21 protein-coding genes and 1 pseudogene are annotated in these 22678 nt (G+C 62.6%); 13 read left to right on the top strand and 9 right to left on the bottom strand.

The window, feature by feature from the left end; all coding sequences use genetic code 11:
- Positions 1-185: 185 nt before the first annotated feature.
- Positions 186-1136: a DMT family transporter gene (locus CIT26_RS04100; protein ID WP_095491379.1), complete on the bottom strand. Its 951-nt coding sequence runs from the start codon at positions 1134-1136 to the stop codon at positions 186-188.
- Positions 1137-1394: 258 nt separating this feature from the next.
- On the opposite strand from CIT26_RS04100, the gene CIT26_RS04105 reads away from it, so the two are divergent.
- Positions 1395-2186, top strand: a complete 792-nt coding sequence (locus tag CIT26_RS04105) for a class I SAM-dependent methyltransferase (RefSeq protein ID WP_095491380.1) — start codon at positions 1395-1397, stop codon at positions 2184-2186.
- A 41-nt stretch (positions 2187-2227) separates the two neighbouring features.
- Here CIT26_RS04105 and CIT26_RS04110 read toward each other — a convergent pair whose 3' ends face one another.
- Positions 2228-3682: a helix-turn-helix domain-containing protein gene (locus CIT26_RS04110; RefSeq protein ID WP_095491381.1), complete on the bottom strand. Its 1455-nt coding sequence runs from the start codon at positions 3680-3682 to the stop codon at positions 2228-2230.
- A gap of 247 nt (positions 3683-3929) precedes the next feature.
- Here CIT26_RS04110 and aceA point away from each other — a divergent pair, with 247 nt between their 5' ends.
- The 4 genes from aceA to CIT26_RS04130 all read left to right on the top strand — a co-directional run bounded on the left by aceA (position 3930) and on the right by CIT26_RS04130 (position 6841).
- Complete coding sequence (aceA, locus tag CIT26_RS04115; protein WP_095491382.1) at positions 3930-5219, top strand: isocitrate lyase; 1290 nt, start codon at positions 3930-3932, stop codon at positions 5217-5219.
- A 30-nt stretch (positions 5220-5249) separates the two neighbouring features.
- Positions 5250-5492 (top strand): SMc00767 family acetate metabolism repressor, encoded by a 243-nt coding sequence (locus CIT26_RS04120; RefSeq protein ID WP_077379645.1) that lies wholly within the window; start codon positions 5250-5252, stop codon positions 5490-5492.
- Between the two features lie 239 nt (positions 5493-5731).
- Positions 5732-6193, top strand: coding sequence for a response regulator (locus CIT26_RS04125; RefSeq protein WP_095491383.1), 462 nt, complete (start codon positions 5732-5734; stop codon positions 6191-6193).
- A gap of 204 nt (positions 6194-6397) precedes the next feature.
- Positions 6398-6841, top strand: a complete 444-nt coding sequence (locus tag CIT26_RS04130; protein WP_095491384.1) for a Fur family transcriptional regulator — start codon at positions 6398-6400, stop codon at positions 6839-6841.
- 10 nt (positions 6842-6851) lie between these two features.
- On the opposite strand, the gene CIT26_RS04135 is transcribed toward CIT26_RS04130, so the two are convergent.
- The 5 genes from CIT26_RS04135 to CIT26_RS04155 form a co-directional block, all read right to left on the bottom strand.
- Positions 6852-7697, bottom strand: a complete 846-nt coding sequence (locus tag CIT26_RS04135; protein WP_095491385.1) for a metal ABC transporter permease — start codon at positions 7695-7697, stop codon at positions 6852-6854.
- On the bottom strand, positions 7694-8551 hold the full coding sequence (gene sitC, locus CIT26_RS04140) for an iron/manganese ABC transporter permease subunit SitC (RefSeq protein ID WP_095491386.1): 858 nt from the start codon (positions 8549-8551) through the stop codon (positions 7694-7696). The genes CIT26_RS04135 and sitC overlap by 4 nt, the downstream gene beginning before the upstream one ends.
- The gene (locus tag CIT26_RS04145) at positions 8548-9453 is read right to left on the bottom strand and encodes a manganese/iron ABC transporter ATP-binding protein (RefSeq protein ID WP_095491387.1); all 906 of its coding nucleotides are present in this window, start codon (positions 9451-9453) and stop codon (positions 8548-8550) included. Before CIT26_RS04145 ends, sitC begins: the two co-directional genes overlap by 4 nt.
- The gene (locus tag CIT26_RS04150) at positions 9450-10331 is read right to left on the bottom strand and encodes a metal ABC transporter substrate-binding protein (protein WP_245319153.1); all 882 of its coding nucleotides are present in this window, start codon (positions 10329-10331) and stop codon (positions 9450-9452) included. Before CIT26_RS04150 ends, CIT26_RS04145 begins: the two co-directional genes overlap by 4 nt.
- 296 nt (positions 10332-10627) lie before the next feature.
- A complete protein-coding gene (locus CIT26_RS04155; RefSeq protein WP_095491389.1) occupies positions 10628-11344 on the bottom strand; it encodes an HAD family hydrolase in 717 nt (238 codons plus the stop codon).
- Positions 11345-11493: 149 nt separating this feature from the next.
- On the opposite strand from CIT26_RS04155, the gene CIT26_RS04160 reads away from it, so the two are divergent.
- The 4 genes and pseudogenes from CIT26_RS04160 to CIT26_RS04175 all read left to right on the top strand — a co-directional run bounded on the left by CIT26_RS04160 (position 11494) and on the right by CIT26_RS04175 (position 15700).
- Positions 11494-12930, top strand: coding sequence for a glutamine synthetase family protein (locus CIT26_RS04160; protein WP_167391272.1), 1437 nt, complete (start codon positions 11494-11496; stop codon positions 12928-12930).
- Positions 12931-12962: 32 nt separating this feature from the next.
- A pseudogene (locus tag CIT26_RS04165) lies at positions 12963-13327 on the top strand (four helix bundle protein).
- Positions 13328-13359: 32 nt separating this feature from the next.
- Positions 13360-14646: an NAD(P)/FAD-dependent oxidoreductase gene (locus tag CIT26_RS04170; RefSeq protein WP_095491390.1), complete on the top strand. Its 1287-nt coding sequence runs from the start codon at positions 13360-13362 to the stop codon at positions 14644-14646.
- Positions 14647-14875: 229 nt separating this feature from the next.
- Positions 14876-15700, top strand: a complete 825-nt coding sequence (locus tag CIT26_RS04175; RefSeq protein ID WP_167391273.1) for an SH3 domain-containing protein — start codon at positions 14876-14878, stop codon at positions 15698-15700.
- A gap of 99 nt (positions 15701-15799) precedes the next feature.
- On the opposite strand, the gene CIT26_RS04180 is transcribed toward CIT26_RS04175, so the two are convergent.
- Positions 15800-16546, bottom strand: coding sequence for an SDR family oxidoreductase (locus tag CIT26_RS04180; RefSeq protein WP_095491392.1), 747 nt, complete (start codon positions 16544-16546; stop codon positions 15800-15802).
- A gap of 13 nt (positions 16547-16559) precedes the next feature.
- On the opposite strand from CIT26_RS04180, the gene CIT26_RS04185 reads away from it, so the two are divergent.
- From CIT26_RS04185 to edd, 4 genes are all read left to right on the top strand, one after another.
- Positions 16560-16796, top strand: coding sequence for a hypothetical protein (locus CIT26_RS04185; protein ID WP_143747783.1), 237 nt, complete (start codon positions 16560-16562; stop codon positions 16794-16796).
- 55 nt (positions 16797-16851) lie between these two features.
- A complete protein-coding gene (zwf, locus tag CIT26_RS04190) occupies positions 16852-18321 on the top strand; it encodes a glucose-6-phosphate dehydrogenase (RefSeq protein WP_095491394.1) in 1470 nt (489 codons plus the stop codon).
- Complete coding sequence (gene pgl, locus CIT26_RS04195) at positions 18303-19019, top strand: 6-phosphogluconolactonase (protein WP_095491395.1); 717 nt, start codon at positions 18303-18305, stop codon at positions 19017-19019. Before zwf ends, pgl begins: the two co-directional genes overlap by 19 nt.
- A gap of 72 nt (positions 19020-19091) precedes the next feature.
- The gene (gene edd, locus CIT26_RS04200) at positions 19092-20936 is read left to right on the top strand and encodes a phosphogluconate dehydratase (RefSeq protein WP_095491396.1); all 1845 of its coding nucleotides are present in this window, start codon (positions 19092-19094) and stop codon (positions 20934-20936) included.
- Between the two features lie 47 nt (positions 20937-20983).
- Here edd and CIT26_RS04205 read toward each other — a convergent pair whose 3' ends face one another.
- On the bottom strand, positions 20984-22639 hold the full coding sequence (locus tag CIT26_RS04205) for a vWA domain-containing protein (protein WP_095491397.1): 1656 nt from the start codon (positions 22637-22639) through the stop codon (positions 20984-20986).
- Positions 22640-22678 lie beyond the last annotated feature (39 nt).

Consider the following 22678-nt stretch of genomic DNA (forward strand, 5'->3'; position numbering starts at 1 on the left):
ATTCCGGCGCCGTCAAAGGCTCTCGCCACGGCGCGGGCAGGGATACGACGATGTTGTCCGGTCTCGGTCGGCCCGGAGGGGAGACTTGGCAAGATGAGCCTGTCTTGTTGTTGCCGTATTGGCAGCCTGCCCGCGCGGCTGCGCCATTGTCAATGGCTCATCTCGCTTTGGCGCGTGCGCTGCAATCAATTAGGCGACGGCATGCCGGTTACACCCGGCCGCACCGGCCGCGCCTGACGCTTGAATTCGAGCCCGATATGGACGAGCAGCGCCGTGACCACCACCGCGCCGCCGATGATGGTGCGTCCCGACGGCACCTCGGAATGGATGAGCCAGACCCAGATCGGGCCGAGGATCGGCTCGAAAGTGCCGAGCAGTGCTGCGACCGCCGCCGGAACGAGCCGGGCGCCGGTGGCGAAGAAGGCAAGGCCGAGACCCAGATTGACCACGCCGAATGCAAACAGGAAGCCCATGTCGCTGCTGGAAACGCCGAATTGCGATGCCTGCGAGGCCGCGAATGCGGCGGCAAGCATCGTGCCGAGGCAGGTCGCCGGCGTCATGCGCACATGGGCAAAGCGTCGCGTGATGACGGTGGCGATCGAAAACATCACGGCGATGAGCAGCGCCAAGCCGTCGCCGATGGGCGACACGGCGCCATCGAGCGACTCCGATACCATGATGGCAACGCCGGCAATGACGGCTGCAATCGCCACCCAGGTCGCCAAGGCTACCCGTTCGCGAAACAGCACCCAGGCAAACAGCGCCGCCAGGAGCGGCACGCCTGCCTGCATCAAAAGGATATTGGCGACGGTGGTGTAGGCAAGCGCCACGACGAAAGAGGTCGATGCGGTGGCGAAGCAGAACGCCACGGCAAGACCGGGCAGGCCCATGCCGCGGAACAACCTTACCGTGCCGTGCCAGCCGTCGCGCCAGATCATGAAGCAGATCAGGAAGGCGGCGGCCCAGACCGAGCGCCAGAACACCACGGTCCAGCTGTCGCCGGTGTCGATGAAGCGGGCGATGGCGCCGCCGAAACTCCACATCAGCGCCGACAGGAAAATCAGCAGGAACCCGACACGCTCGTCACGCGGCGCGACAGCAGGCGAAACAACTATCGGTGATGACGAATCGGTCATGAATGCGACTGTCGGCGATTTCGGGGCAGCACGATGCACAGCGGACGACAGAAACGTGCCTTAATCGCGTAACGCAAAGACGAAGATCTGGCGTGATCCAGCACCATGTTCCCTTTGGCGCACTGACTAGCGCAGAGACGAGACAAGACGGTCGTGCGGTGCTGGCAGGGATAGTTTACAGTGCGAGACTGGACGGCTACTGCGTGACAAGAGACGCCCCGTGACCGACAGTAAATTGTGAAATGTATAGGGGGATCCATGGATGAGCCATTCTACAAGACGGCTGCGATTGGCTATGACGAGCTGTTCGCCCGCGCAACGAACTCGTTCATCCCATCCTTGCTGAAGGCAGCGCAAATTGCGCCTGCCCATCGGGTGCTCGACGTCGCAACGGGTACAGGAGCAGCAGCGCAAGCTGCAGCGATCATAGTAGGGCCATCCGGCTCTGTCACTGGCGGCGATATCTCGCCGGCCATGCTCGAATCTGCTAGACGCAATTTGAAGAACCAACCAATCACCCTCGCAACGTTTGACGCTCATGCGCTCCCTTACGAGGATTGTCGGTTCGATGCGGTGATCTGTCAGCTTGGGCTCATGTTCTTCTCAGACCCGCTTGGCGCGCTTTCGGAGTTTCGTCGGGTTCTGCGCCCCAACGGCTGGACTGCAGTTAGCGTGACGACGACGCCGGAGCGCTCGCTGTTCGCCAGAATAGGCGCGGTAATCGCCCGTTGCGCACCTGAAAAAGCTGAAAAGCTAAATCGCTTCTTCTCCATCCCTGACGCGACATGCTTGCATTCCTTGCTCCACCGCGCCGGGTTTCAAGAGATCTATGTCCAGCTTGAAACTCGGCCCATCAAATTCTCATCTTTCGACGATTATTTCAGCGGAATCACCAAAGGAGCAACATTGAGCGGTCAGGAGTATGTCCAGCTTCCTCCAGACATGCAGGTTACAGTGCGCGAGGAAGTCTGGCGCGGGCTGGCTTCGCCGAGCGTTGGAGAGCCGCTGACGATTGAGATGGACGTTCTGATAGGCAGCGGTGGGCGATAGAACAATGCGCCGAGCGCAATTTGATGGAAACGCTGTGCCCGTCACTGGAAATCGAACGCGCTTAGTCCGGTCACCATCTCGTCGAGGCCGAGCGGGCGCGTCACCGGCGGCTCGGCGCGGGCAAGGCAGCCGATGCGTTCGCACAGCCGGCAGGCGGGGCCTATCGGCGTGGCCGGATTGGTGCCCTGTCCGGCTTTTCCGGTCGCAGCGGCAGCCGGCCCCGGCAGTGCCGCGCCATAGACGATCTCGTCACGAAAGCCGATGTCGCAGCCCAGCAGAAGTGCAGTACGGCGCGGGCGCTCCGCAAACGAGCCTTGCGGTCCTTCAAGCGTGCGGGCGACGCAGAGGAACTCGGCGCCGTCGGGCATTTCCACCGCCTCGACGAAGATCTGGCCGGGCTGGGTGAAGGCGGCATGCACGGGAAGCTTCGGACAGCCGCCACCGAAACGGCTTTGCGGAAAACCCTGGCTGCCCGCCTTGCGGAAGCGGTTTCCGGCATTGTCGACCTCGAGCATGAAGAACGGCACGCCCGGCGTGCCCGGCCGCTGCAGCATGGTCAGGCGGTTCGCCGCCTGCTCAAAGGAGACGCCGAAACGCGAGCGCAGCACGTCGACGTCATAACGTGCGCGTATCGCTGCCGCGTGAAAGGACTGATAGGGCATCATCAGCGCATGGGCGGCGTAGCGGCCAAGCTCGAAGCGGGCGAGCCGGCGGGCCTCATCCGTGGTCAGCTTCAGCGCCTGGATCTCGCTTGCCACCGCGACCGTCATGCGGATCAGGCAGGCCTCCATCGCCACCTCGCGCAACTGGTCGAACGGCGACAGGCGCTCGGACAGAAACAGACGCTGCGAGTGGCGGTCGTAGCGGCGGCGCCAGTTCGGCATGGTGGCGACCGGCAGCACCTTGACGACGATGCCGTATTCGCGCTTCAGCCAGGCCTTCAGCGCACCGAACAGATCGTCGCCTGGATCGAGAACCGACGTGAATGCCTCGGCCTCCTCTTCGAGCACGGCAAAATGGTTCGGCCGGCGCTCGAAAATCTCGTGCACCTCGTCGATCGGCAAGCGGGCGCCGGAGAGTGCCGTCGCTTTGCCCTCACGCGCGAGAAGCTCGTTGAGGTCGGAAAGGCGTTCGGCCTGCTCGCGATAAGCGCGGAACAGTTTTATCACCGCGGCGGAAGCATTGGGCGCCGCCTCGGCAAGCTCGATCAGTTCCTGGTCACCAGGCAATTCGCCGACCAGCAGCGGATCTGAAAACACTTCCTTCAAGGCGGCGACCGACCCTCTCGCCTCGCCCTGCAATTCATGCGGGTCGATCTTGTAGACGGATGCCAGCTTGAGGATCAGCTGAACCGTCAGCGGCCGCTGGTTGCGCTCGATGAGATTGAGGTAGGACGGCGAGATGCCGAGCCCTTCGGCCATCGCGGTCTGGGTCAGGCCCTTGGCGCTGCGGATGCGGCGGATGCGCGGCCCGGCGAAGATCTTCTGATCGGCCACTCGACTGTCCTTGACAGAAATTTACATGACTTCCGTGCGGCGGTGCCATATCCGGCTTTTACAATCGTGACAGATTTACAGCGTCTGCCTGTCAAACGCAACACAGGTTTTCTCTTATTTTCCAGCCAATCCTCCGGTTTTTCTCGCCTGCTTCGCGCCAGAATGTAAATGCTGTCACATCAAAACGACGCAGAAATCTCCATGAGGCGGCGTTTCCATCCCAGCAGCGATTTACTTGGAGTGACCAATGACCGATTTTTACAACCTCGTCCCCTCGGCGCCGGAAGGCCGCTTCGACGGCATCGAGCGGCCCTATTCGCCGGACGACGTGAAGCGGCTGCGCGGTTCGGTCCAGATCCGGCAGAGCCTCGCCGAAATGGGCGCCAACCGGCTTTGGAAGCTTATCCATGAGGAGGACTTCGTCAACGCGCTCGGCGCCATGTCTGGCAATCAGGCGATGCAGCAGGTCCGGGCCGGGCTGAAGGCGATCTACCTGTCTGGATGGCAGGTCGCCGCCGACGCCAACACCGCATCCGCCATGTATCCGGACCAGTCGCTTTATCCCGCCAATGCGGCGCCCGAACTGGTCAAGCGCATCAACCGCACCCTGCAGCGCGCCGACCAGATCGAGACCTCCGAAGGCAAGGGGCTTTCGGTCGACACCTGGTTCGCGCCTGTTGTCGCCGATGCGGAAGCCGGCTTCGGCGGACCGCTCAATGCCTTCGAGATCATGAAGGCCTTCATCGAGGCGGGTGCCGCCGGCGTCCACTACGAGGACCAGCTGGCGTCGGAGAAGAAATGCGGCCATCTCGGGGGCAAGGTGCTGATCCCGACCGCCGCACACATCCGCAACCTCAACGCCGCGCGACTTGCCGCCGACGTCATGGGCACGCCGACGCTGGTTGTCGCGCGCACCGACGCGGAAGCGGCAAAGCTGCTCACCTCCGACATCGACGAGCGCGACCAGCCGTTCGTCGACTATGGCGCCGGCCGCACGGTAGAGGGCTTCTATCACGTCAGGAACGGCATCGAGCCTTGCATCGCGCGGGCCATCGCCTACGCGCCCTCCGCCGACCTGATCTGGTGCGAAACCTCCAAGCCCGATCTGGCGCAGGCCAAGAAGTTCGCCGAGGGCGTGCACAGGCACCATCCCGGCAAGCTTCTCGCCTATAATTGCTCGCCGTCGTTCAACTGGAAGAAGAACCTCGACGACGCCACGATCGCCAGGTTCCAGAAGGAACTCGGCGCCATGGGCTACAAGTTCCAGTTCATCACGCTGGCCGGTTTTCACCAGCTCAATTTCGGCATGTTCGAACTCGCCCGCGGCTACAAGGCGCGGCAAATGGCTGCTTATTCCGAGCTGCAGGAGGCTGAATTCGCGGCGGAAGCCCACGGCTACACCGCGACCAAGCACCAGCGCGAAGTCGGCACCGGCTATTTCGACGCCGTGTCGATGGCGATCACCGGTGGCCGGTCTTCGACCACGGCGATGCATGAATCGACCGAGCACGCCCAGTTCAAACCAGCGGCGGAATAGCAGCAACGCAACAAATAGAGGAGAAGACCAATGGCATCGATAAGCCGCGTCAAGGAACGGGCCGAAGAACAGGCCACCACCATGACCGTCGACCAGCAAGCGACCATCCGCATGCTGGCGAATGACCTGCACAGGCTCAACCAGTCGGTGATGAAGGCGGTCGAGGCCGGTGTGTCGGTGGAGCTCGTGCGCTCGGCACGGCACCATGGCGGCGACGGCAACTGGGGCGACCTGCTGATCCCGGTGATCGTCACCCAGCGGAGCCTCGGCTGACCGAAATCCGACCAAAGCCTGTCGGTGGATCCAGCATCACCTGCGCAATCTCTGTGCAGGTGATCTGCGTCTGCAGGACCAGTTTGCATAGGGGCAAGAACAGAACTTGCTTTAATTTTTAACGTTTCTTGCGATATTCTGGATATCCACCATTTCAGCTTGACACAGGCAGCGATCTCACTGCAATTGTTTCTAAAGTTTCAACCCTGCATTGAAACCAGACGAGTGCCCCCACGCTCATGCGCCCCATGAACCGCGATACCAAGACTGTAAACCACCTGACTTTCGTGAGCCGGAATGTGGACCCCGAGATGCTCACGGACTTCACCCGCGTGCTCGTCGTCGGGAAATCGCCGGTTAACCGGGTGGTGGTTTCGAAAATCGTCGAACGATCCGGGCTCAAACCGATCTCGGAATCGCCCGAAACGGCAGCAACGACGCTCCGATCGCTCATTCCCGGAGCTGTCGTCCTCGATGGCGGAGCGGACAATAGGGACTGCGACGCGCTGATGTCCGGTATCGATGCGCTGCGGCGCACCTTGGGCAGATCGCTTCCCTCGGTGATCCTGCTTTCGACCAAGAACGGCACACCGGAGAGCCTCGGCCTGTCGAGCGTCATCGATGCGGTGGTCGTCAAACCCATCACGACCGAACGGCTGCAGCCGGTGATCGACCATTTGATCGGGCTCGGACGCAGCTAGCCGGCGTCCTATCCGGCTCACACGCCCTCCCTCGTTTCTTGCGATCGGATCTGGATATCTTTATGTTCAGTAGGTGACCGCCTGACAGCGAACCCAGTCCGATGTCCTTTTGCAATTGCGACGCATCTGGGGTAGCAGCTTCGAACAAATCCGCAGGCATGTTCCGACTTCGCGACATGGCTGTCGATATTGGCGGATCATGACATGTCCTCAGAACAGACCATCGCCGCGCTTTGCAGGAAACTCGGACTGCGCATCACCGGTCCGCGCCGCGTCATCATGCGTGTTATATCCGAATCCAGCGACCATCCGGATGTGGTGGAACTCCATCGCCGCGTTGTCGCCATTGAGCCAACGATCGCGCTCGCCACTGTCTATCGCACCGTCAGCCTTCTGCGCGAAAAGGGCATTCTGGAGCGGCACACCTTTGGCGATCGGCGCGCCAGATACGAAACCGTCCCCCGTGAGCATCACGATCATCTCATCAACATCGAGACGGGAGACGTCGTCGAATTCCAGTCGGCGGAGATCGAGCGGCTCCAGGAGGAAATCGCTCGACAGCACGGATTCACGATCATCAGCCACAGACTGGAGATCTACGTCAAGCCGATCCAGAAAACGCGACGCTCTCGTCAATCCGGAGAATGACCGCCAGTTTCTAGCTTTCCTCGCCAATCTCCATTCGGCTCACTTTGAGTGTGGTAACGGCGAAGGCCGCGATGAAGGCGGCGGACAGCATGAGAACGATGGTCGGCGCCGGTGCGCTGTCGATGAAGAAGGACAGATAGACGCCGAGAAACGACGCGACGACCGCGATCGTCACCGACAGGATCAGCATGGCGCTGAACTTCCTTGTCAGCAGGAAAGCGATGGCGCCAGGCGCGATCAGCATGGCGATGGCCATGATGATGCCGACCGCCTTCAGCGCGCCGACGATGGTGAGCGAGATCAGGCAAAGCAGGCCGTAGTGGAGCAGGTTGACCCGAAGGCCAACCGCGCGAGCCTGAGCCGGATCGAAGGCGTGCAGCAGGAAGTCGCGCCACTTGATCCCGATGATGCCGGCCGTGATCGCAGCAATGAGCCCCGTTTCGACGATGTCGCGCAAGCCGATGCCCAGCACGTCACCGAACAATATGTGGTCGAGATGCACGTCGGATTGGATCTTTACGTAGAGCACCAGGCCGAGGCCGAACATGCCGGAGAAGACGATGCCCATTATCGTGTCCTGCTTGATGCGGCTGTTATCCTTGAGGAAGCCGGTGGCGAGAGCGCAGACCATCCCGGCGGCGAAGGCACCGACCGAATAGGGAAATCCAACGATGTAGGCGATGACCACGCCGGGAAAGACGGCGTGGCTGATGGCGTCGCCCATCAGCGACCAGCCCTTGAGAACGAGGAAGCAGGAGAGCAGCGCCGTCGGCACAGCGACCAGAACCGAAACAATCAGCGCATTGACCATGAAGTCGAACTGGAACGGGGTAAGCAGCGTATCGAGGACGCTCATAGGCTGGTCTCCAAGACCCTCGCCGCGCGGCGGCGGGCTGCCAGCATTCCATGCTTGGGAGCGAAGAAGAAGGCGGCGAGAAAGATTAGCGTCTGCAGGACGACGATGATGCCGCCGGTGGCGCCGTCGAGGAAATAGCTGGCATAGGCGCCGCTGAAACTCGTGGCCGCGCCGATTACAACCGCGATGACGAGCAGGCGCGGAAAGCGGTCCGTCAGAAGATAGGCGGTCGCGCCGGGCGTCACCACCATGCAGATGACGAGGAAGGCGCCGACGGTCTGAAGCGCGGCGACCGTGGAGGCCGATAGCAGCATGAAGAACATGATCTTGAGCGCGCTCGGGTTGAGGCCGATCGAGCGGGCATGGCTCTCGTCGAAGAAGACCACCATCAGATCCTTCCATTTCACCAGCAGGATGGCGAGCGAGACGAAGCCTATGATGGCGAGTTGAAGCGTGTCTTCCGGGGTGATGGCCAAGATGTTGCCGAGCACGATCGTCTGGATATTCACGGAGGTCGGTGACAGCGACACCATGAACAAGCCGAGGCCGAAGAAGGAGGAGAAGATCAGGCCGATGATGGCGTCTTCCTTCAGCTTGGTGCGCTGGTTGAGGAAGAGCATCGCTGCAGCGGCGAGCCCGCCGGAGAAGAAGGCGCCGATCGAGAAGGGAAGGCCCAGCATATAGGCGCCGGCGACGCCCGGCACGATCGAATGCGAGAGCGCGTCACCGATCAGCGACCAGCCTTTCAGCATCAGATAGCAGGACAGGAAGGCGCAGACACCGCCGACCAAGGCGGACACCCACATGGCATTGAGCATATATTCGTAGCCGAACGGCTCGAGCAGGACATTCATTCGTCCGGTTCCCGCTTCTTGTGCTGCATGGCTCCGTCCTCTCCGTAGAAGACCAGCGGCCGTTCGTCGTCGGTGATGACGGCAAGGCGGCGCCTGTCGTCGTCCTCATGCAGCCCGGCGCCGCCCAGCACGAAATGACGCAAGACGCCGCCGAAAGCCTTTTCCAGGTTCGCCTGCGTGAAGGTCTGGCCTGTCGGCCCGTAGGCAAGGACCGTGTTCCGGAGCAGCACGGCACGGTCGCAGAACTCCGGTACGCTACCCAGATTATGCGTCGAGACCAGCATCACCCGGCCTTCGTCCCGGAGCGCGCGCAGCAGTTCGACGATAGCGTCCTCGGTCCTGACGTCGACGCCAGTGAAGGGCTCGTCGAGCAGGATGACGCGCCCGTCCTGCGCCAGCGCCCGAGCGAGAAAGACGCGCTTCTTCTGCCCGCCCGAAAGCTCGCCGATCTGGCGCTTGCGGAAATCGCTCATGCCGACACGCGCAAGCGCAGCGGTAACCGCCTCGCGATCAGCCGCCTTCGGAAGGCGCATCATGCCCATATGGCCGTAGCGACCCATCATGACGACGTCCTCGACCAGTACTGGAAAGTTCCAATCGACCTCCTCGGCCTGCGGCACATAGGCGACGACGTTCTTCCTCAGCGCGGCCGCGGCCGGCTGTCCGAGAACAAAAATCTCTCCCTTTGCCAGCCGCACGAAGCCCATGATGGCTTTGAACAGCGTCGACTTGCCCGAGCCGTTGACACCGACAAGTGCCGTGATCGTGCCTGTCGGAATTTCAAACTTCGCATCCCGCAGCGCCGTGTGGCCGTTGCGGTAGGTGACGGTCGCGCCGCGGACGGCGAGACCGCCTCCCGCATCCTCGGACGCGGGGGCAAGAGGCGGAACGGCTTCGTTCATTGCGACAGCCCTGCGGCGAGGCCTTTCTGAACCGTATCGGATGTCACACGCAGCAGGTCGATATAGGTCGGCACCGGGCCGTCCGCCTCGCTGAGAGAATCGACGTAGAGCACGCCGCCGTAATGCACCCCCGTCTCGCGCGCGACCTGCCGGGCCGGCTTGTCCGACACGGTGCTTTCGCTGAAGACGGCAACGATCTTGTTTTCCCTGACGGCGTCGATCACCTTGCGAACCTGCTGCGGGGTGCCTTGCTGGTCAGCGTTGATCGGCCACAAATAAAGCTCCTTCAGCTCGAAATCGCGTGCGAGGTAGGAGAAGGCGCCTTCGCTCGACACCAGCCAGCGCCTGTCCTGCGGGATCGAGGCAAGCTTATCGCGGATCGGCGCGACGGCCGCCTCTATCTTTGCCTTGTAGGCTTCTGCATTGGCCTTGTAGGTCTCGGCATGCGCTGGATCGTGCTCGACGAAGGCGTCGCGGATGTTGTCGACGTAGATCAGCGCGTTTGTCGGCGACATCCAGGCATGCGGGTTCGGTTTGCCCGTATAGGGCCCCTCGGCGATGCTCATCGGTTGGACGCCCTCGGAGATGATCGCGCCGGGCACGTCGCTGAGGTTCTGGAAGAATTTTTCGAACCAGAGTTCGAGGTTGAGCCCGTTCCACAGAATGAGCTGTGCGCCCTGCGCCCGCTGAATGTCGCCCGGCGTCGGCGCGTAATTGTGGATCTCCGCTCCCGGCTTGGTGATCGATTCCACGATTGCTGCATCGCCCGCCACATTCTTCGCCATGTCGGCGATGACGGTGAAGGTCGTCACGGCCTTGAACTTTTCCTGCGCTTTCGCTGGACTTGAAGCCACTGCCGCAGCGAAAACCGTAACCATCAACCCGATGACAACCCTTCGCCCGTATCTCTCAATCATCAATTTCTCCTGCCGCGATTTTTAACGTCCGCCGGTGGCCGCCATTATGCGACTGCGACGCGCGCTTTTTCGCATATTCTGCAATTGCGACTGATTTGCAAGTAGAAAGCGGTTTTGCATCGTGGATTGTACACGGCCGCGCGATGGAGGTCAGCGACGGCGCGGCCCTTGGCGGAGCGGACAACAAGGATTGCGACGCGCAATGTCCGGCATCGATACGCTGCGGTGCACGTCCGGTTCGACGCCGAGACACGCGATCAGCCGGCTTTCCCGATGCTTTCGACCAGCCGGGGCAGTTCCGAGAGATCGGCTATCTGGCGGAAGCGAGGCGCGGTGACCGGCGGCTCGACATGTTCCAGTACCCAGGTCAGCTCATGCGGCACGTGGATGCCCCAACTGCCGGCTTCGATGGCCGGCACCACGTCCGACTTGAGCGAATTGCCGACCATCATGCTTTTTTCGGCGCCATCACCGTGGCGGCTGAAGATGCTGACATAAGTAGCGGGGCTCTTTTCGCTGACGATCTCGACGGCCTCGAACAGGTCACCGAGGCCCGATTGCGCCAGCTTGCGTTCCTGATCGAAAAGGTCGCCCTTGGTGATCAGCACCAGGCGATACGCGCCCGCCAGCTTTTCAACGGTTTCGCGCGCATGGGGCAGCGCCTCGATCGGATGGCCAAGCATCTCGCGGCCCGCCGCAAGAATCTCGGCGATGACCGAGGCCGGCGCGCGGCCCTCGGTAATCTCGATCGCCGTTTCGATCATCGACAGGGTAAACCCCTTGATGCCGAAGCCGTAGACGGCGAGGTTGCGCTTTTCCGCCTCGAGCAATCTTGCCGAGATGTGCTCCTCCTCGGCATGGTCGGCGAGCAGCGCGGCAAAGCGCTTTTCGGTGATGCGGAAGAACTGCTCGTTCTGCCACAGCGTGTCGTCGGCATCGAAGCCGATCGTGGTCAATTCATGATTGTTCTGCATTCGATGTCTTCAACCGAGGTCATTGAACTTGCGTCGAACCTAAGCTGCTTGGGGCGGTTTTCAACTGGGCAAGCGAACGCAACCGCGCTCCCCTTCCCTTCCATCGCCGGCCCCGGCTATACTCCCAAATCCGCAACCCAATCTGGTGAATGATGCCGCCTGCAAAAAAGGAAGTCCGTCCGTCGAGCCGCGGAGGACGTATCCGCACGCCTGCCTTCGTGAAAAATCAACGTGGTGTGAAAAACTGGAAGGAAGTCGGCGCCTGGCTGGCGTGGCGCGGCATCGAAGATATCGAATGCATCACGCCCGACCAGGCCGGTGTTGCGCGCGGCAAGATGATGCCGTCGAAGAAATTCACCTCCAACACCTCGCTGGCGCTGCCTTCGGCGGTGTTCATGACGACGATCTCCGGCGGCTACCCGGAAGACGGCAACGGCTTCCACTATCCGGAGGACGACGGCGACCTCAAGCTGATGCCGGACCTGTCGACACTGACCGTGGTGCCGTGGGAAGAGGATCCGACGGCGGCGGTCATCTGCGACCTCGTCCACCAGGACGGCCGCTCGGTCGAGTTCACGCCGCGCAACGTGCTGAAGCGTGTGCTTGCCGCTTACGACAAGCACGGGCTGAAGCCGGTGGTGGCGCCCGAGATCGAGTTTTACCTGGTGCGCAAGAATCCCGATCCGGACTACCCGCTGACCCCGCCGGTCGGGCGTTCGGGACGGGCGATCGGCGGTGGCGCCGGCTATTCGATCGCCGGCGTCAACGAGTTCGACGAACTGATCGACGACATCTACCATTTCTCCGAAAGCCAGGGCCTGGAGATCGATACGCTGATCCACGAGGAAGGCGCCGGCCAGCTCGAGATCAATCTGCGCCATGGCGATCCGATCGAGCTCGCCGACCAGGTGTTCATGTTCAAGCGCACCATCCGCGAGGCGGCGCTGAAGCATGAGATCTATGCCACCTTCATGGCCAAGCCGATCCAGGGGCAGCCCGGGTCGGCCATGCATATCCACCAGTCGATCATCGACAAGAAGACCGGCAAGAACGTCTTTTCCGCCGAGGACGGCTCGGAAACCGAAGCCTTCTTCCATTTCCTCGGCGGCATGCAGAAACATGTGCCGAACGCGCTGGTGATGTTTGCGCCCTATGTCAATTCCTATCGCCGGCTGACGCAGTCGGCTTCGGCGCCGGTCAACAACAAATGGGGCTACGACAATCGCACCACCGCCTTCCGCGTTCCGCGCTCCGACCCGGCAGCCAGGCGAGTCGAGAACCGCATCCCCTCATCCGACGCCAATCCCTATCTGGCGCTGGCCGCATCGCTTGCCTGCGGGCTGATCGGCATGACCAACAAGATCAAGGCCGAACCGCCGGTTCTCACCACCGCCAACGAGGCAGAGATCGACCTGCCGCGCAGCCTGCTCGAAGCCGTCGACCTGTTCGAAGCCGACGAGGAACTCTGCGCGCTGCTCGGCAAGTCGTTTGCCGCAACCTATGCGGCGATCAAGCGGGCGGAATTCGAGACCTTCATGGAAGTGATCAGCCCGTGGGAGCGGGAGTATCTGTTGTTGAATGTGTAGGAGGGGAGTAGGGCAGTAGGGGGCGGCACATAATGGCGAAGATCGAGTCCTATAGGGATCTGATCGTCTGGCAGCAGGCAATGGACCTGGCAGTATCAATCTATGAAGTGACACGAGCTTGGCCGAAAGACGAGCTCTATGAAATGACAGGTCAGGTGCGTCGGGCAGCTGCCTCCGTGCCTGCCAACATCGCTGAGGGTTACGGCCGAGAGAGCCGAGCTAGCTATCAGCAATTTCTCAGGATCGCCCAAGGATCCCTAAAGGAACTGGAGACGCATCTTATGATTGCGCACCGTGTCGGAATCGCCTCGCACGAGGCGGTCGAACCTTGATGAACCGCAGCGAGAGCGTAGGGACGCTATTGCGCCTTCTGATCCGCAAATTGTCACCTGAATAGCTTCTACTGCCCTACTGCCCTAACCGAGCATCATGCCCTACCAATCCCCAATCTCCCCCGGCCGCTCCTGGTATGAGGACACGGCCGGCCCACGGCCCGAATACCCGGCGCTCGACGGCAACCGGAGATGCGACGTCGTGATCGTCGGCGGCGGCTTCACCGGCTTGTCGGCGGCGGCGCACCTCGCCAAGGCCGGCAGCAATGTCGTGCTGATCGAAGCGCATCGTTTCGGCGACGGCGCATCGGGCCGCAATGGCGGCCAGCTCGGCACCGGCCAGCGCGCCTGGGCCGAGGAACTGGAGGCGGAATACGGCTTTTCCCGTGCCAAGGCGCTGTTCGACCTCGCCGAAGAGGCCAAGGCGCATCTCCTCGAGTTCGCCGCTGCCAACAAGATCGAGATCGACTACATGCCCGGCCAGATGTCGGTGGCGCACAAGCAGCGCTATGTCGACGATTACAAGGCGCATGCCGAGATCATGGCGAACCGTTTCGGCTATCCGCACATCACCTTCATGGACGCCAAGGAGACGGCGGAGCGGTTGGGCTCGGCGCGCTACTTCGGCGGCACCCGCGACACCGGCACCGGGCACATTCATCCGCTGAAGCTGGTGATCGGCACGGCAAAGGTGGCGGCGCAGGCGGGCGCGCAGCTGTTCGAGCAGACGCCGGCGACCGGCATCGCGTCCGTTAGCGGCAAGGTCAGGGTTACGACGCCGAAAGGCACGATATCAGCCGAGAAATGTCTGATCGGCGTCAATGCTCATGGCGGCACGCTCGAGCCGATCAGTGCCGCGCACATCATGCCGATCGGCTCCTTCATCGGCGCGACGGTGCCGCTGGGGGCGGACACAAACGTGCTGCCGGGCGGTGAGGCGGTCGATGATTCCCGCTTCGTCGTGCGCTACTTCCGCAAATCGACGGATGGGCGGCTGCTGTTCGGCGGGCGCGAGATCTATGCCGTCAACGATCCGAAAGACATCCATGTCCACATCCGCCGGCAGATCGCCGAGCTTTACCCAGCGCTGAAGGACATCGAGATCACCCACGGCTGGGGCGGCTATGTCGGCATCACGATGCCGAGAAAACCCTTCGTGCGCGAGGTGATGCCCAATGTGATCTCGGTCGGCGGCTATTCCGGCCACGGCGTCATGCTGTCGAACTTTTTCGGCAAGCTCTATGCCGAAACCGTTGCCGGCAACCGGGACCGGCTGAGGCTGATCGAGGACCTGAAAATCCCGGCCTTTCCCGGTGGCCGGCGCTTCCGCGCGCCTCTGCTGTTTCTTGCGCTCAACTGGTATGCCTTAAGAGACCGTATCTAACCATAGGTTGCAAAATCCCTTGCAAGTTGCAGAATCTCTCGCAAAGGTGCAGAATCCGCCCGGCAAGGGCGCAGTGATGCCACAATCGCCGGCAAAGGATGCGCGCTCAGGGCAGTTGAATGGGGAGTTTGCGGGCCTGCCCGCGTTGGTTTGGGACCGATGCCGACCAAATGCCGGTTTTCCCGGCACAGGTCGTAAGAACGTCGGCCCGCAAATGGAGGTTGCAAGAGTGAGAGAGCCCTTCAGTTTCGGCGCGCCGGAACGACGGCGCTTTGCGGTGCAGTTTGGCTACGACATGCAGCCCAGGTTCTGGCGGCAAATCCGGTCGAACCTGCATCTGGTCATCGCCGCGTTTGGCACAGCAGCGCTGCTTGGCGTGGCAGCGGTGGCGCTATGGCTGGCATTGCCGGCCACCGAGAGACAAGCGGTTGCGAGTCCCGAGCAGATCGTTTCAAGCATTGCGGTAAAGACGACAAGGATCGTGCCGGCCGCGGCCTCGAAGGTCGCCGCGGTGCAGCAGGGCACGGGCAAGCCCGATGCGGTTTCGCCGGCGGTGGTTGCGGCGAAGGCCGAGATACCGGCGCTGGCGCCCAATGATCCTCGCTGGGCAGGATCGGGACCGAAGACCACATCCGGCCAGATGGCAGGCCAGGCTGAAAAAACGGCAGACAAGCCGTCCGCTGCGGCGGCATTCCCCGATCCGGCAGCGAAAACCAAAGTGGCAGCATTGCTTGCCAAGGTCGCTGCTCCCACCAAGACGGCGACGGACGGTGCGCAAACCGCCGCCATCCCCACCCCGAAGCCGCTGCCGGCCGCGACACAGAAGGATGGCACCCAGACCAAAGTCGAGGCCAAGCAAGCAAGCGCGGCAGATACCGGACGCATCCTCAGGGGCGTCACCATGCGCACCGGTCCGAAGAACAGTGCGGCCGCCATCGTCACCATTCCCGCCAAGACCTCGGTTCAGGTGATGGGCTGCAAGAAATGGTGCCAGATCGTCTACAACGGCAAACGCGGCTGGATCTACAGGAGCTTTGTCAAGACCGGCGCCTAGGGCTGGTCAGGCGATCCTTTGATGTTGCCCACGGCTCGGAGGGCCGCCGGGGTGCGAAGAGCGGTCAAATTAAGCTTGAACCCGACAGGGCCGGTTGGCTCAGATGCACCGTCCACCGTCGACTTCCAGCGCCACGCCAGTGATGAAAGCCGCCTCGTCCGAAGCCAGCCAGAGCGCCGCGTTGGCTATGTCGAGCGGCGTCGAAAGCCGGCCAAGCGGGATCGACGCGCGGAACTTCTCGCGGATTTCGGGTGTGTCGGCGCCCATGAATTTTTCCAGCATGCCGGTCTCGCCGGCGACCGGGCAGAGGCAGTTGACGCGGATGTTCTTCGGCGCGAGTTCCACCGCCATCGACTTGGTTGCGGTGATCGCCCAGCCCTTCGACGCATTGTACCAGGTGAGGCCGGGCCGCGGCCTGATGCCGGCGGTCGAGGCCGTGGTCAGGATGACGCCGCCGCCTTGCCGATCCATGACCGGCACAACCGCCAGAGCGGCGTGGTAGATCGCCTTCATGTTGACGGCCGTGATCAGGTCGAAGGTCGTCTCGTCGATCTCGAGCATGTCGCCGTTACGATGGGTGTAACCGGCATTGTTGACCATGATGTCGATGCGGCCGAATGCACTCGTTGCGGCATGGATCATCTCGACGAACTCGGAACGCGACGAGACGTCGGTCTGGGTCCAGATCGCCGCCCGGCCGATTTCGTTGGCGACGCGTTCGGCGCCCCTGGCGTTGAGGTCGGCGACAACGACGCTCGCGCCCTCTTCGGCAAAGCGCTTGGCGATACCCTCGCCGAAACCTGACGCGGCACCGGTGATGATGGCAACTTTGTTTTTCAGGCGCATGGCTTTCTCACTCATGATTGAAGACGATCGCTCGGGCAGCCGCGGGCAATGGCTGCCGAAAGATCAATACACCCTCGATTTCTCTTTTGGCTTTCGCCTCGATCCCGCTCTATGCTGCAACTGCGAAGGCCTCCCGGAACACCTCACCGACAAGCCGCCGGGTTGCGCCAGTGTCAAGGGCACACCTCAGGACCAATCGGAAAAACCCGATTGGCCTTGGGGTGTGACGCCATGGCACTGGAAAATCTAAATCGATTAGATTATATCGACCGCGTCACAGCGACCGGCGTCAAAGCGGACAGACCATGACCAGCCAGATCATTCCCGTCGACCCTTTCGACTTCATCATTTTCGGCGGCACCGGCGATCTGTCGGAACGCAAGCTTTTGCCGTCGCTCTACCATCGCCAGCGCGGCCATCAGTTTTCCGAACCGACGCGCATCATCGGGACCTCGCGCTCGAAAATGACCGACGAGGAATTCCAGGCGTTCGCCAGGCAAGCGATTTCCGACCATGTGAAGCCGGCCGATATCGACGCCACGGAGCTGAAGACGTTCCTTGCCCGGCTTTCCTACGTCTCGGCCGACGCGACCACCGGCGCGGGCTTCGACAAATTGAAGAAGGCGATCGGCGACAGCGAATGCATCCGGGCCTTCTACCTGGCGGTGGCGCCGGCGCTGTTCGGCGAAATCTCGCACAAGCTGAAAGAGAACGGGCTGATCACGCCGAACTCGCGCATCGTGCTGGAGAAGCCGATCGGGCGCGATCTCGCCTCGGCGCGCGAGCTCAACGATCTGGTCGGCGACGATTTCCATGAAAGCCAGATTTTCCGCATCGATCACTATCTCGGCAAGGAGACGGTGCAGAACCTGATGGCGCTGCGCTTTGCCAATGCACTCTACGAGCCGCTGTGGAATTCTGCCAATGTCGACCATGTGCAGATCACCGTGGCCGAGACCGTCGGCCTCGAAGACCGCGTCACCTACTACGACAAGGCCGGTGCGCTGCGCGACATGGTGCAGAATCACATGCTGCAGCTTCTCTGCCTCGTCGCCATGGAGGCGCCGTCGTCGATGGACGCCGATGCCGTGCGCGACGAAAAGCTAAAGGTGTTGCGCGGGCTGAAACGCATCAACGGCAACGAAGCGCCCAAGCACACCGTACGCGGCCAGTACCGTGCCGGGGCCTCGGCCGGCGGGCCGGTGAAAGGCTATGTCGAGGAGCTCGGCAAGAACAGCAACACCGAGACCTTCGTTGCGCTCAAGGCCGAAATCGGCAACTGGCGCTGGGCGGGCGTGCCGTTCTATCTCAGGACGGGCAAACGGCTGGCGACACGCGTTTCGGAGATCGTCATCGAATTCAAGCCGATCCCGCATTCGATCTTCGGCGACAGCGCCGGGCCGATCTCGGCAAACCAGCTGGTCATCAGGCTGCAGCCCGACGAAGGCGTCAAGCAGTTCATCATGATCAAGGATCCGGGGCCTGGCGGCATGCGGCTGCGCCAGATCCCGCTCGATATGAGCTTCGCGCAATCCTTCGACGGCCGCGCGCCCGATGCCTATGAGCGGCTGATCATGGACGTCATCCGTGGCAACCAGACGCTGTTCATGCGCCGCGACGAGGTCGAGGCAGCGTGGAAGTGGATCGACCCGATCCAGGACGCATGGGAAAGCGCCAGGCAAGAGGCGCAGGGCTATACGGCCGGCACATGGGGCCCCTCGGCTTCGATTGCGCTGATCGAACGCGACGGGCGGACATGGCACGAGAGCAATTGAACAGCGCCGCCTATAGCTGGCACGCGTTTGCCGAACGCCAGGACCTGGCGGCAGCACTTGCCGGGCACGTCGCAGGCCGCTTGACCAATGCAATCGCTGAGCGCGGCACGGCATTGCTCGCCGTTTCCGGCGGCACGACGCCAGCGAAATTTTTCGCATCGCTTTCGAGTATCCCGATCGCCTGGAACAAGGTCACGGTCACGCTGGTCGACGAGCGTTGCGTGCCGGCATCCTCTCCGCGCTCCAACGCCAGGCTGGTCGCTGCCAATCTTTTGCAAAACGCGGCCGCAGCCGCACGTTTCGTGCCGCTCTATCAGGAGGCAGCAAGCATCGGCGATACGTTGGAGGCCGACGGCAGGATGTTGCGGTCGCTGCCATGGCCGCTCGATGTGGTCGTGCTTGGCATGGGAGCCGATGGCCATACCGCATCGTTTTTTCCGGATGCCGACAATCTGGAAAAACTGCTCGACCCGTTCTCGGAAAGGGTTGTGCTCCCGGTTCACGCAGCAAGCGCCGGCGAGCCGCGCCTGACGCTGTCGCTGGCGCGGATCGTCAGGGCCGGCTTCCTCGCACTGCACATCGAAGGTGAAGACAAGCGCAAGGCTTTCGAAAGCGCGATGGCATCGGAAACGCGAAAACCCATTCGTGCCGTGCTCGACGCAGCCGAGAGGCCCGTAGAGGTTTTCTGGGCACCCTGATTTCAACTTGCCGAGGGTCCCGGCAGATAGCCGGAAGATGTTTGCGGGACCTCGCCTGAAAGGACCGACGCCATGACCGCGAGACGCGACATCGAAGCCATCACCGAGCGCATCCGGCAGCGCTCCAGACCAGGGCGCGAGGCCTATCTCGGCCGCATCGCCGAGGCCTCGAACCGCACCGCCAACCGGGCCGTGCTGTCCTGCGGCAACCTCGCCCATGGCTTTGCCGTCTGCAGCCCTTCGGAAAAGGTGGCGCTGGGCGGCGACCGGGTGCCGAACCTCGGCATCATCACCTCCTATAACGACATGCTGTCGGCGCATCAGCCTTTCGAGACGTTTCCAGCACTGATCAAGGACGCGGCGCGCGAGGCCGGCGGCATTGCCCAGGTCGCCGGCGGCGTGCCGGCGATGTGCGACGGCGTCACGCAAGGCCAGCCCGGCATGGAGCTGTCACTGTTCTCGCGCGACGTGATCGCCATGGCCGCGGCGATCGGCCTGTCGCACAACATGTTCGACGCGGCCGTCTATCTCGGCGTCTGCGACAAGATCGTGCCGGGGCTGGTGATCGCGGCCCTGACCTTCGGCCATCTGCCGGCGGTGTTCATCCCGGCCGGGCCAATGACGACGGGCCTACCCAACGACGAGAAGGCCAAGGTCCGCCAGCTCTATGCCGAAGGCAAGGCAGGAAGGGCCGAACTGCTCGAGGCCGAGTCCAAATCCTATCACGGGCCGGGGACCTGCACCTTCTACGGCACGGCGAACTCCAACCAGATGCTGATGGAGATCATGGGCCTGCACACGCCGGGCGCCTCCTTCGTCAACCCCGGCACGCCGCTGCGCGACGCCCTGACCAGGGAGGCGACGAAGCGGGCGCTGGCGATCACCGCGCTCGGCAACGCCTACACGCCGGTCGGCCGGATGATCGACGAGCGCTCGTTTGTCAACGGCATCGCCGGCCTGCACGCCACCGGCGGATCGACCAATCACACCATCCACCTGATCGCCATGGCGGCCGCGGCCGGCATCGCCATTACCTGGCAGGATATTTCGGACCTTTCGGAAGCCGTGCCGTTGCTGGCGCGGGTCTATCCGAACGGCCTTGCCGACGTGAACCATTTCCATGCGGCCGGCGGTCTCGGCTTCCTGATCCGCGAACTGCTCGACGAGGGCATCCTGCACGAGGACATCCAAACGGTCTGGGGCGAAGGGCTGCGGCCTTATGCGGTCGAGGCCAAGCTCGGCGCCGACGGCGGCGTCGTGCGCGAGGCCTCGCCGCGCGAAAGCGGCGACGAGAAGGTGCTGGCGCCGTTCAAGAAGGCGTTCCAGCCGACCGGCGGGCTAAAAATGCTTTCCGGCAATCTCGGCCACGCCGTCATCAAGACTTCGGCGGTGAAACCGGAGCGGCGCATCATCGAGGCGCCGGCAAAGGTTTTCGACAGCCAGCAAGGGCTCAACGAGGCGTTCAAGGCCGGCACATTGACCGGCGATTTCATCGCCGTCATCCGTTTCCAGGGGCCGAAAGCCAACGGCATGCCGGAGCTGCACAAGTTGACCACCGTGCTCGGCGTGCTGCAGGATCGCGGCCAGCATGTGGCGCTGGTCACCGACGGCCGCATGTCGGGCGCCAGCGGCAAGGTGCCGGCGGCGATCCATGTGACGCCGGAGGCAGTCGAGGACGGGCCGATCGCCAGGATCCATGAAGGCGACATCATCAGGCTCGACGCCAACGCCGGAACGCTGGAAGTGCTGGTGCCGGCAGGCGATTTCGCGCTGCGGCGAGCGGCGGACAGCGATCTTGTCGCCAATGAATTCGGCTTCGGCCGCGAGCTTTTCGCTGGGTTCCGGCAAATGGTGGGCCGTGCCGACCATGGCGCCAGCGCATTCGGAAACAACGCAGCGGAATTCGCGCTGCAGTGAAAAAGGGCGGCTCGTGGCCGCCCTTTTGCCGGCGTCGAGCTGCGTCCCTACTGCACCGTCAGCTCGGCTCGCTCGCCGGCCTTGATGGTCACCGTGCTTTCCTTTGAGCTGTTGTCCAACTTCTCCGAGACGACCGCGTAGTCGCCGGCCGGCAGCGCCGCCTGATATTTCTCGTCATAGGCGTAACCGAGCGATTTGCGGTTGCCGTTGATGTCCTTCTTCGGATCGAAAATCTCGATCTTTGAGGCCCCCGGCGCGGTGATCGCCAGCACGCCGGCATTGATGGCGATCTTCAGATCCTGATGCTCACCGGCCTTGACGCTGAACGGCTGCTCGACGACGGCAAGGTCGACCGTCGCCGTCAGCACATAGTCATCGGGCGGCAGGTCGAACTTGCTGTCGGGACCATAGGCATAAGCCACCTCCTGCCTCGTCCCGTCGATCTTCTTTTTTGCCTTGAACACCTTGAAGCCGATGCCCGAACCGTCGGCCTTGTCGCCGCCGGCAGTGTAGTAGGCGTTGGCAACGACATGGCCGACGCCGACGATGATATCCTTGTCGACGATCCTGCCGGCAGTGAGCGGGATGGTTTCGGTGACCTCGCCCTGCCCGATCCTGACCGTCACTTTCTGGTCGCCGGCCGGCAATACGACCTTCGTGTCGCCGTAATAGGTCGCGGGCGTATCGACGCCCGGATAGGCGATCACGACAGCCGCGCCATCGGCCACATCCGCGCCCTCGCTTGGCCGCGGATGAATGATGAGCGTGCCGGCATTCAGCGTAAGGAGGGGTTTGTAGACCTGGCCTGCCTCGACCGTGATCTTCTGTTCGGTCCTGGCCTCGCCATAGCGTGCGACAATTATGTAGCCGCCCGGCTCCAGATCGCCCTTGTAGGCTCCGTATTCGGTGGTGACGTAGTCGCCGCGCGTGCCGTCGGACTTTGCCTTGTAGATCTCCCAGGAATTGCCGTCAGTGACGGGATCGCCGCGCTCGGCGAGCACCACGGCCGGCATGAAGTTGAACTCCGGCTTTTCCGGCTCGGGAGCCGGCTGCGGCGCAGGGGCTGGTTCGGGTGCAGGTGCGGCGGTGATGGTTTCGACCAGCGCGTCCCGCAGCGCTTGCTCGTCGGACGCCTGGATGTATCTGCCGCCGGTGTTGTCGGCGAGGCAAGCAACCTGCCTGCCCTCGTCCGCGCTCAGACCGAAGCCGACGACGTCTACGGTGAAGTCGACGCCGGCAGCCTTCAGTTCCTTGCCGAGCGCACACGGATCGCCATTGCAGGTCTCGAGCCCGTCGGTGATCAGGATGACGGTGGCCTTGTCCTCGGTGTATTTCAGCGCCTCGGCCGCTTGGCTTACGGCTGATGTCAGCGGCGTCTTGCCGAGGAATTTCAGGCTGTCGGCGGCAGCGGAAACAGCAGCTGCCGAACCGGCCCGCGGCGGCACGATGAGCTCTATATCCTCGCAACTGCCCTTCTCGCGATGGCCATAGGCCATGAAGCCGATTTCCCTATCGGCGGGGACCGATTGCAACACCGTTCGCAGCGATTCGCGGGCGATTTCGAGCTTGGGCTTGCCGTCGATCTGCGCCCACATCGAACCGGAACCATCGAGAATGATGATGACTCGGTCGGCAGCGAGGCCGAGCGTCGTCATCCACAACAGGAGGATCGCCGCAGCGATGCTCCGTGCAAGTCCCGCCATGAAAATCCCCCCAATCAGTGGCCGCGAGTCCGGGGAAGC

This window comes from Mesorhizobium temperatum (assembly GCF_002284575.1).
Classification (GTDB): Bacteria; Pseudomonadota; Alphaproteobacteria; order Rhizobiales; family Rhizobiaceae; genus Mesorhizobium; species Mesorhizobium temperatum.

Coding starts and splice junctions, on each gene's coding strand:
- CIT26_RS04100 (WP_095491379.1), bottom strand. CDS start 1,136: ATGACCGATTCGTCATCACCGATAGTTGTTTCGCCTGCTGTCGCGCCG.
- CIT26_RS04105 (WP_095491380.1), top strand. CDS start 1,395: ATGGATGAGCCATTCTACAAGACGGCTGCGATTGGCTATGACGAGCTG.
- aceA (WP_095491382.1), top strand. CDS start 3,930: ATGACCGATTTTTACAACCTCGTCCCCTCGGCGCCGGAAGGCCGCTTC.
- CIT26_RS04120 (WP_077379645.1), top strand. CDS start 5,250: ATGGCATCGATAAGCCGCGTCAAGGAACGGGCCGAAGAACAGGCCACC.
- CIT26_RS04125 (WP_095491383.1), top strand. CDS start 5,732: ATGCGCCCCATGAACCGCGATACCAAGACTGTAAACCACCTGACTTTC.
- CIT26_RS04130 (WP_095491384.1), top strand. CDS start 6,398: ATGTCCTCAGAACAGACCATCGCCGCGCTTTGCAGGAAACTCGGACTG.
- CIT26_RS04135 (WP_095491385.1), bottom strand. CDS start 7,697: ATGAGCGTCCTCGATACGCTGCTTACCCCGTTCCAGTTCGACTTCATG.
- sitC (WP_095491386.1), bottom strand. CDS start 8,551: ATGAATGTCCTGCTCGAGCCGTTCGGCTACGAATATATGCTCAATGCC.
- CIT26_RS04145 (WP_095491387.1), bottom strand. CDS start 9,453: ATGAACGAAGCCGTTCCGCCTCTTGCCCCCGCGTCCGAGGATGCGGGA.
- CIT26_RS04150 (WP_245319153.1), bottom strand. CDS start 10,331: ATGGTTACGGTTTTCGCTGCGGCAGTGGCTTCAAGTCCAGCGAAAGCG.
- CIT26_RS04155 (WP_095491389.1), bottom strand. CDS start 11,344: ATGCAGAACAATCATGAATTGACCACGATCGGCTTCGATGCCGACGAC.
- CIT26_RS04160 (WP_167391272.1), top strand. CDS start 11,494: ATGATGCCGCCTGCAAAAAAGGAAGTCCGTCCGTCGAGCCGCGGAGGA.
- CIT26_RS04170 (WP_095491390.1), top strand. CDS start 13,360: ATGCCCTACCAATCCCCAATCTCCCCCGGCCGCTCCTGGTATGAGGAC.
- CIT26_RS04180 (WP_095491392.1), bottom strand. CDS start 16,546: ATGCGCCTGAAAAACAAAGTTGCCATCATCACCGGTGCCGCGTCAGGT.
- CIT26_RS04185 (WP_143747783.1), top strand. CDS start 16,560: ATGATTGAAGACGATCGCTCGGGCAGCCGCGGGCAATGGCTGCCGAAA.
- zwf (WP_095491394.1), top strand. CDS start 16,852: ATGACCAGCCAGATCATTCCCGTCGACCCTTTCGACTTCATCATTTTC.
- pgl (WP_095491395.1), top strand. CDS start 18,303: ATGGCACGAGAGCAATTGAACAGCGCCGCCTATAGCTGGCACGCGTTT.
- edd (WP_095491396.1), top strand. CDS start 19,092: ATGACCGCGAGACGCGACATCGAAGCCATCACCGAGCGCATCCGGCAG.
- CIT26_RS04205 (WP_095491397.1), bottom strand. CDS start 22,639: ATGGCGGGACTTGCACGGAGCATCGCTGCGGCGATCCTCCTGTTGTGG.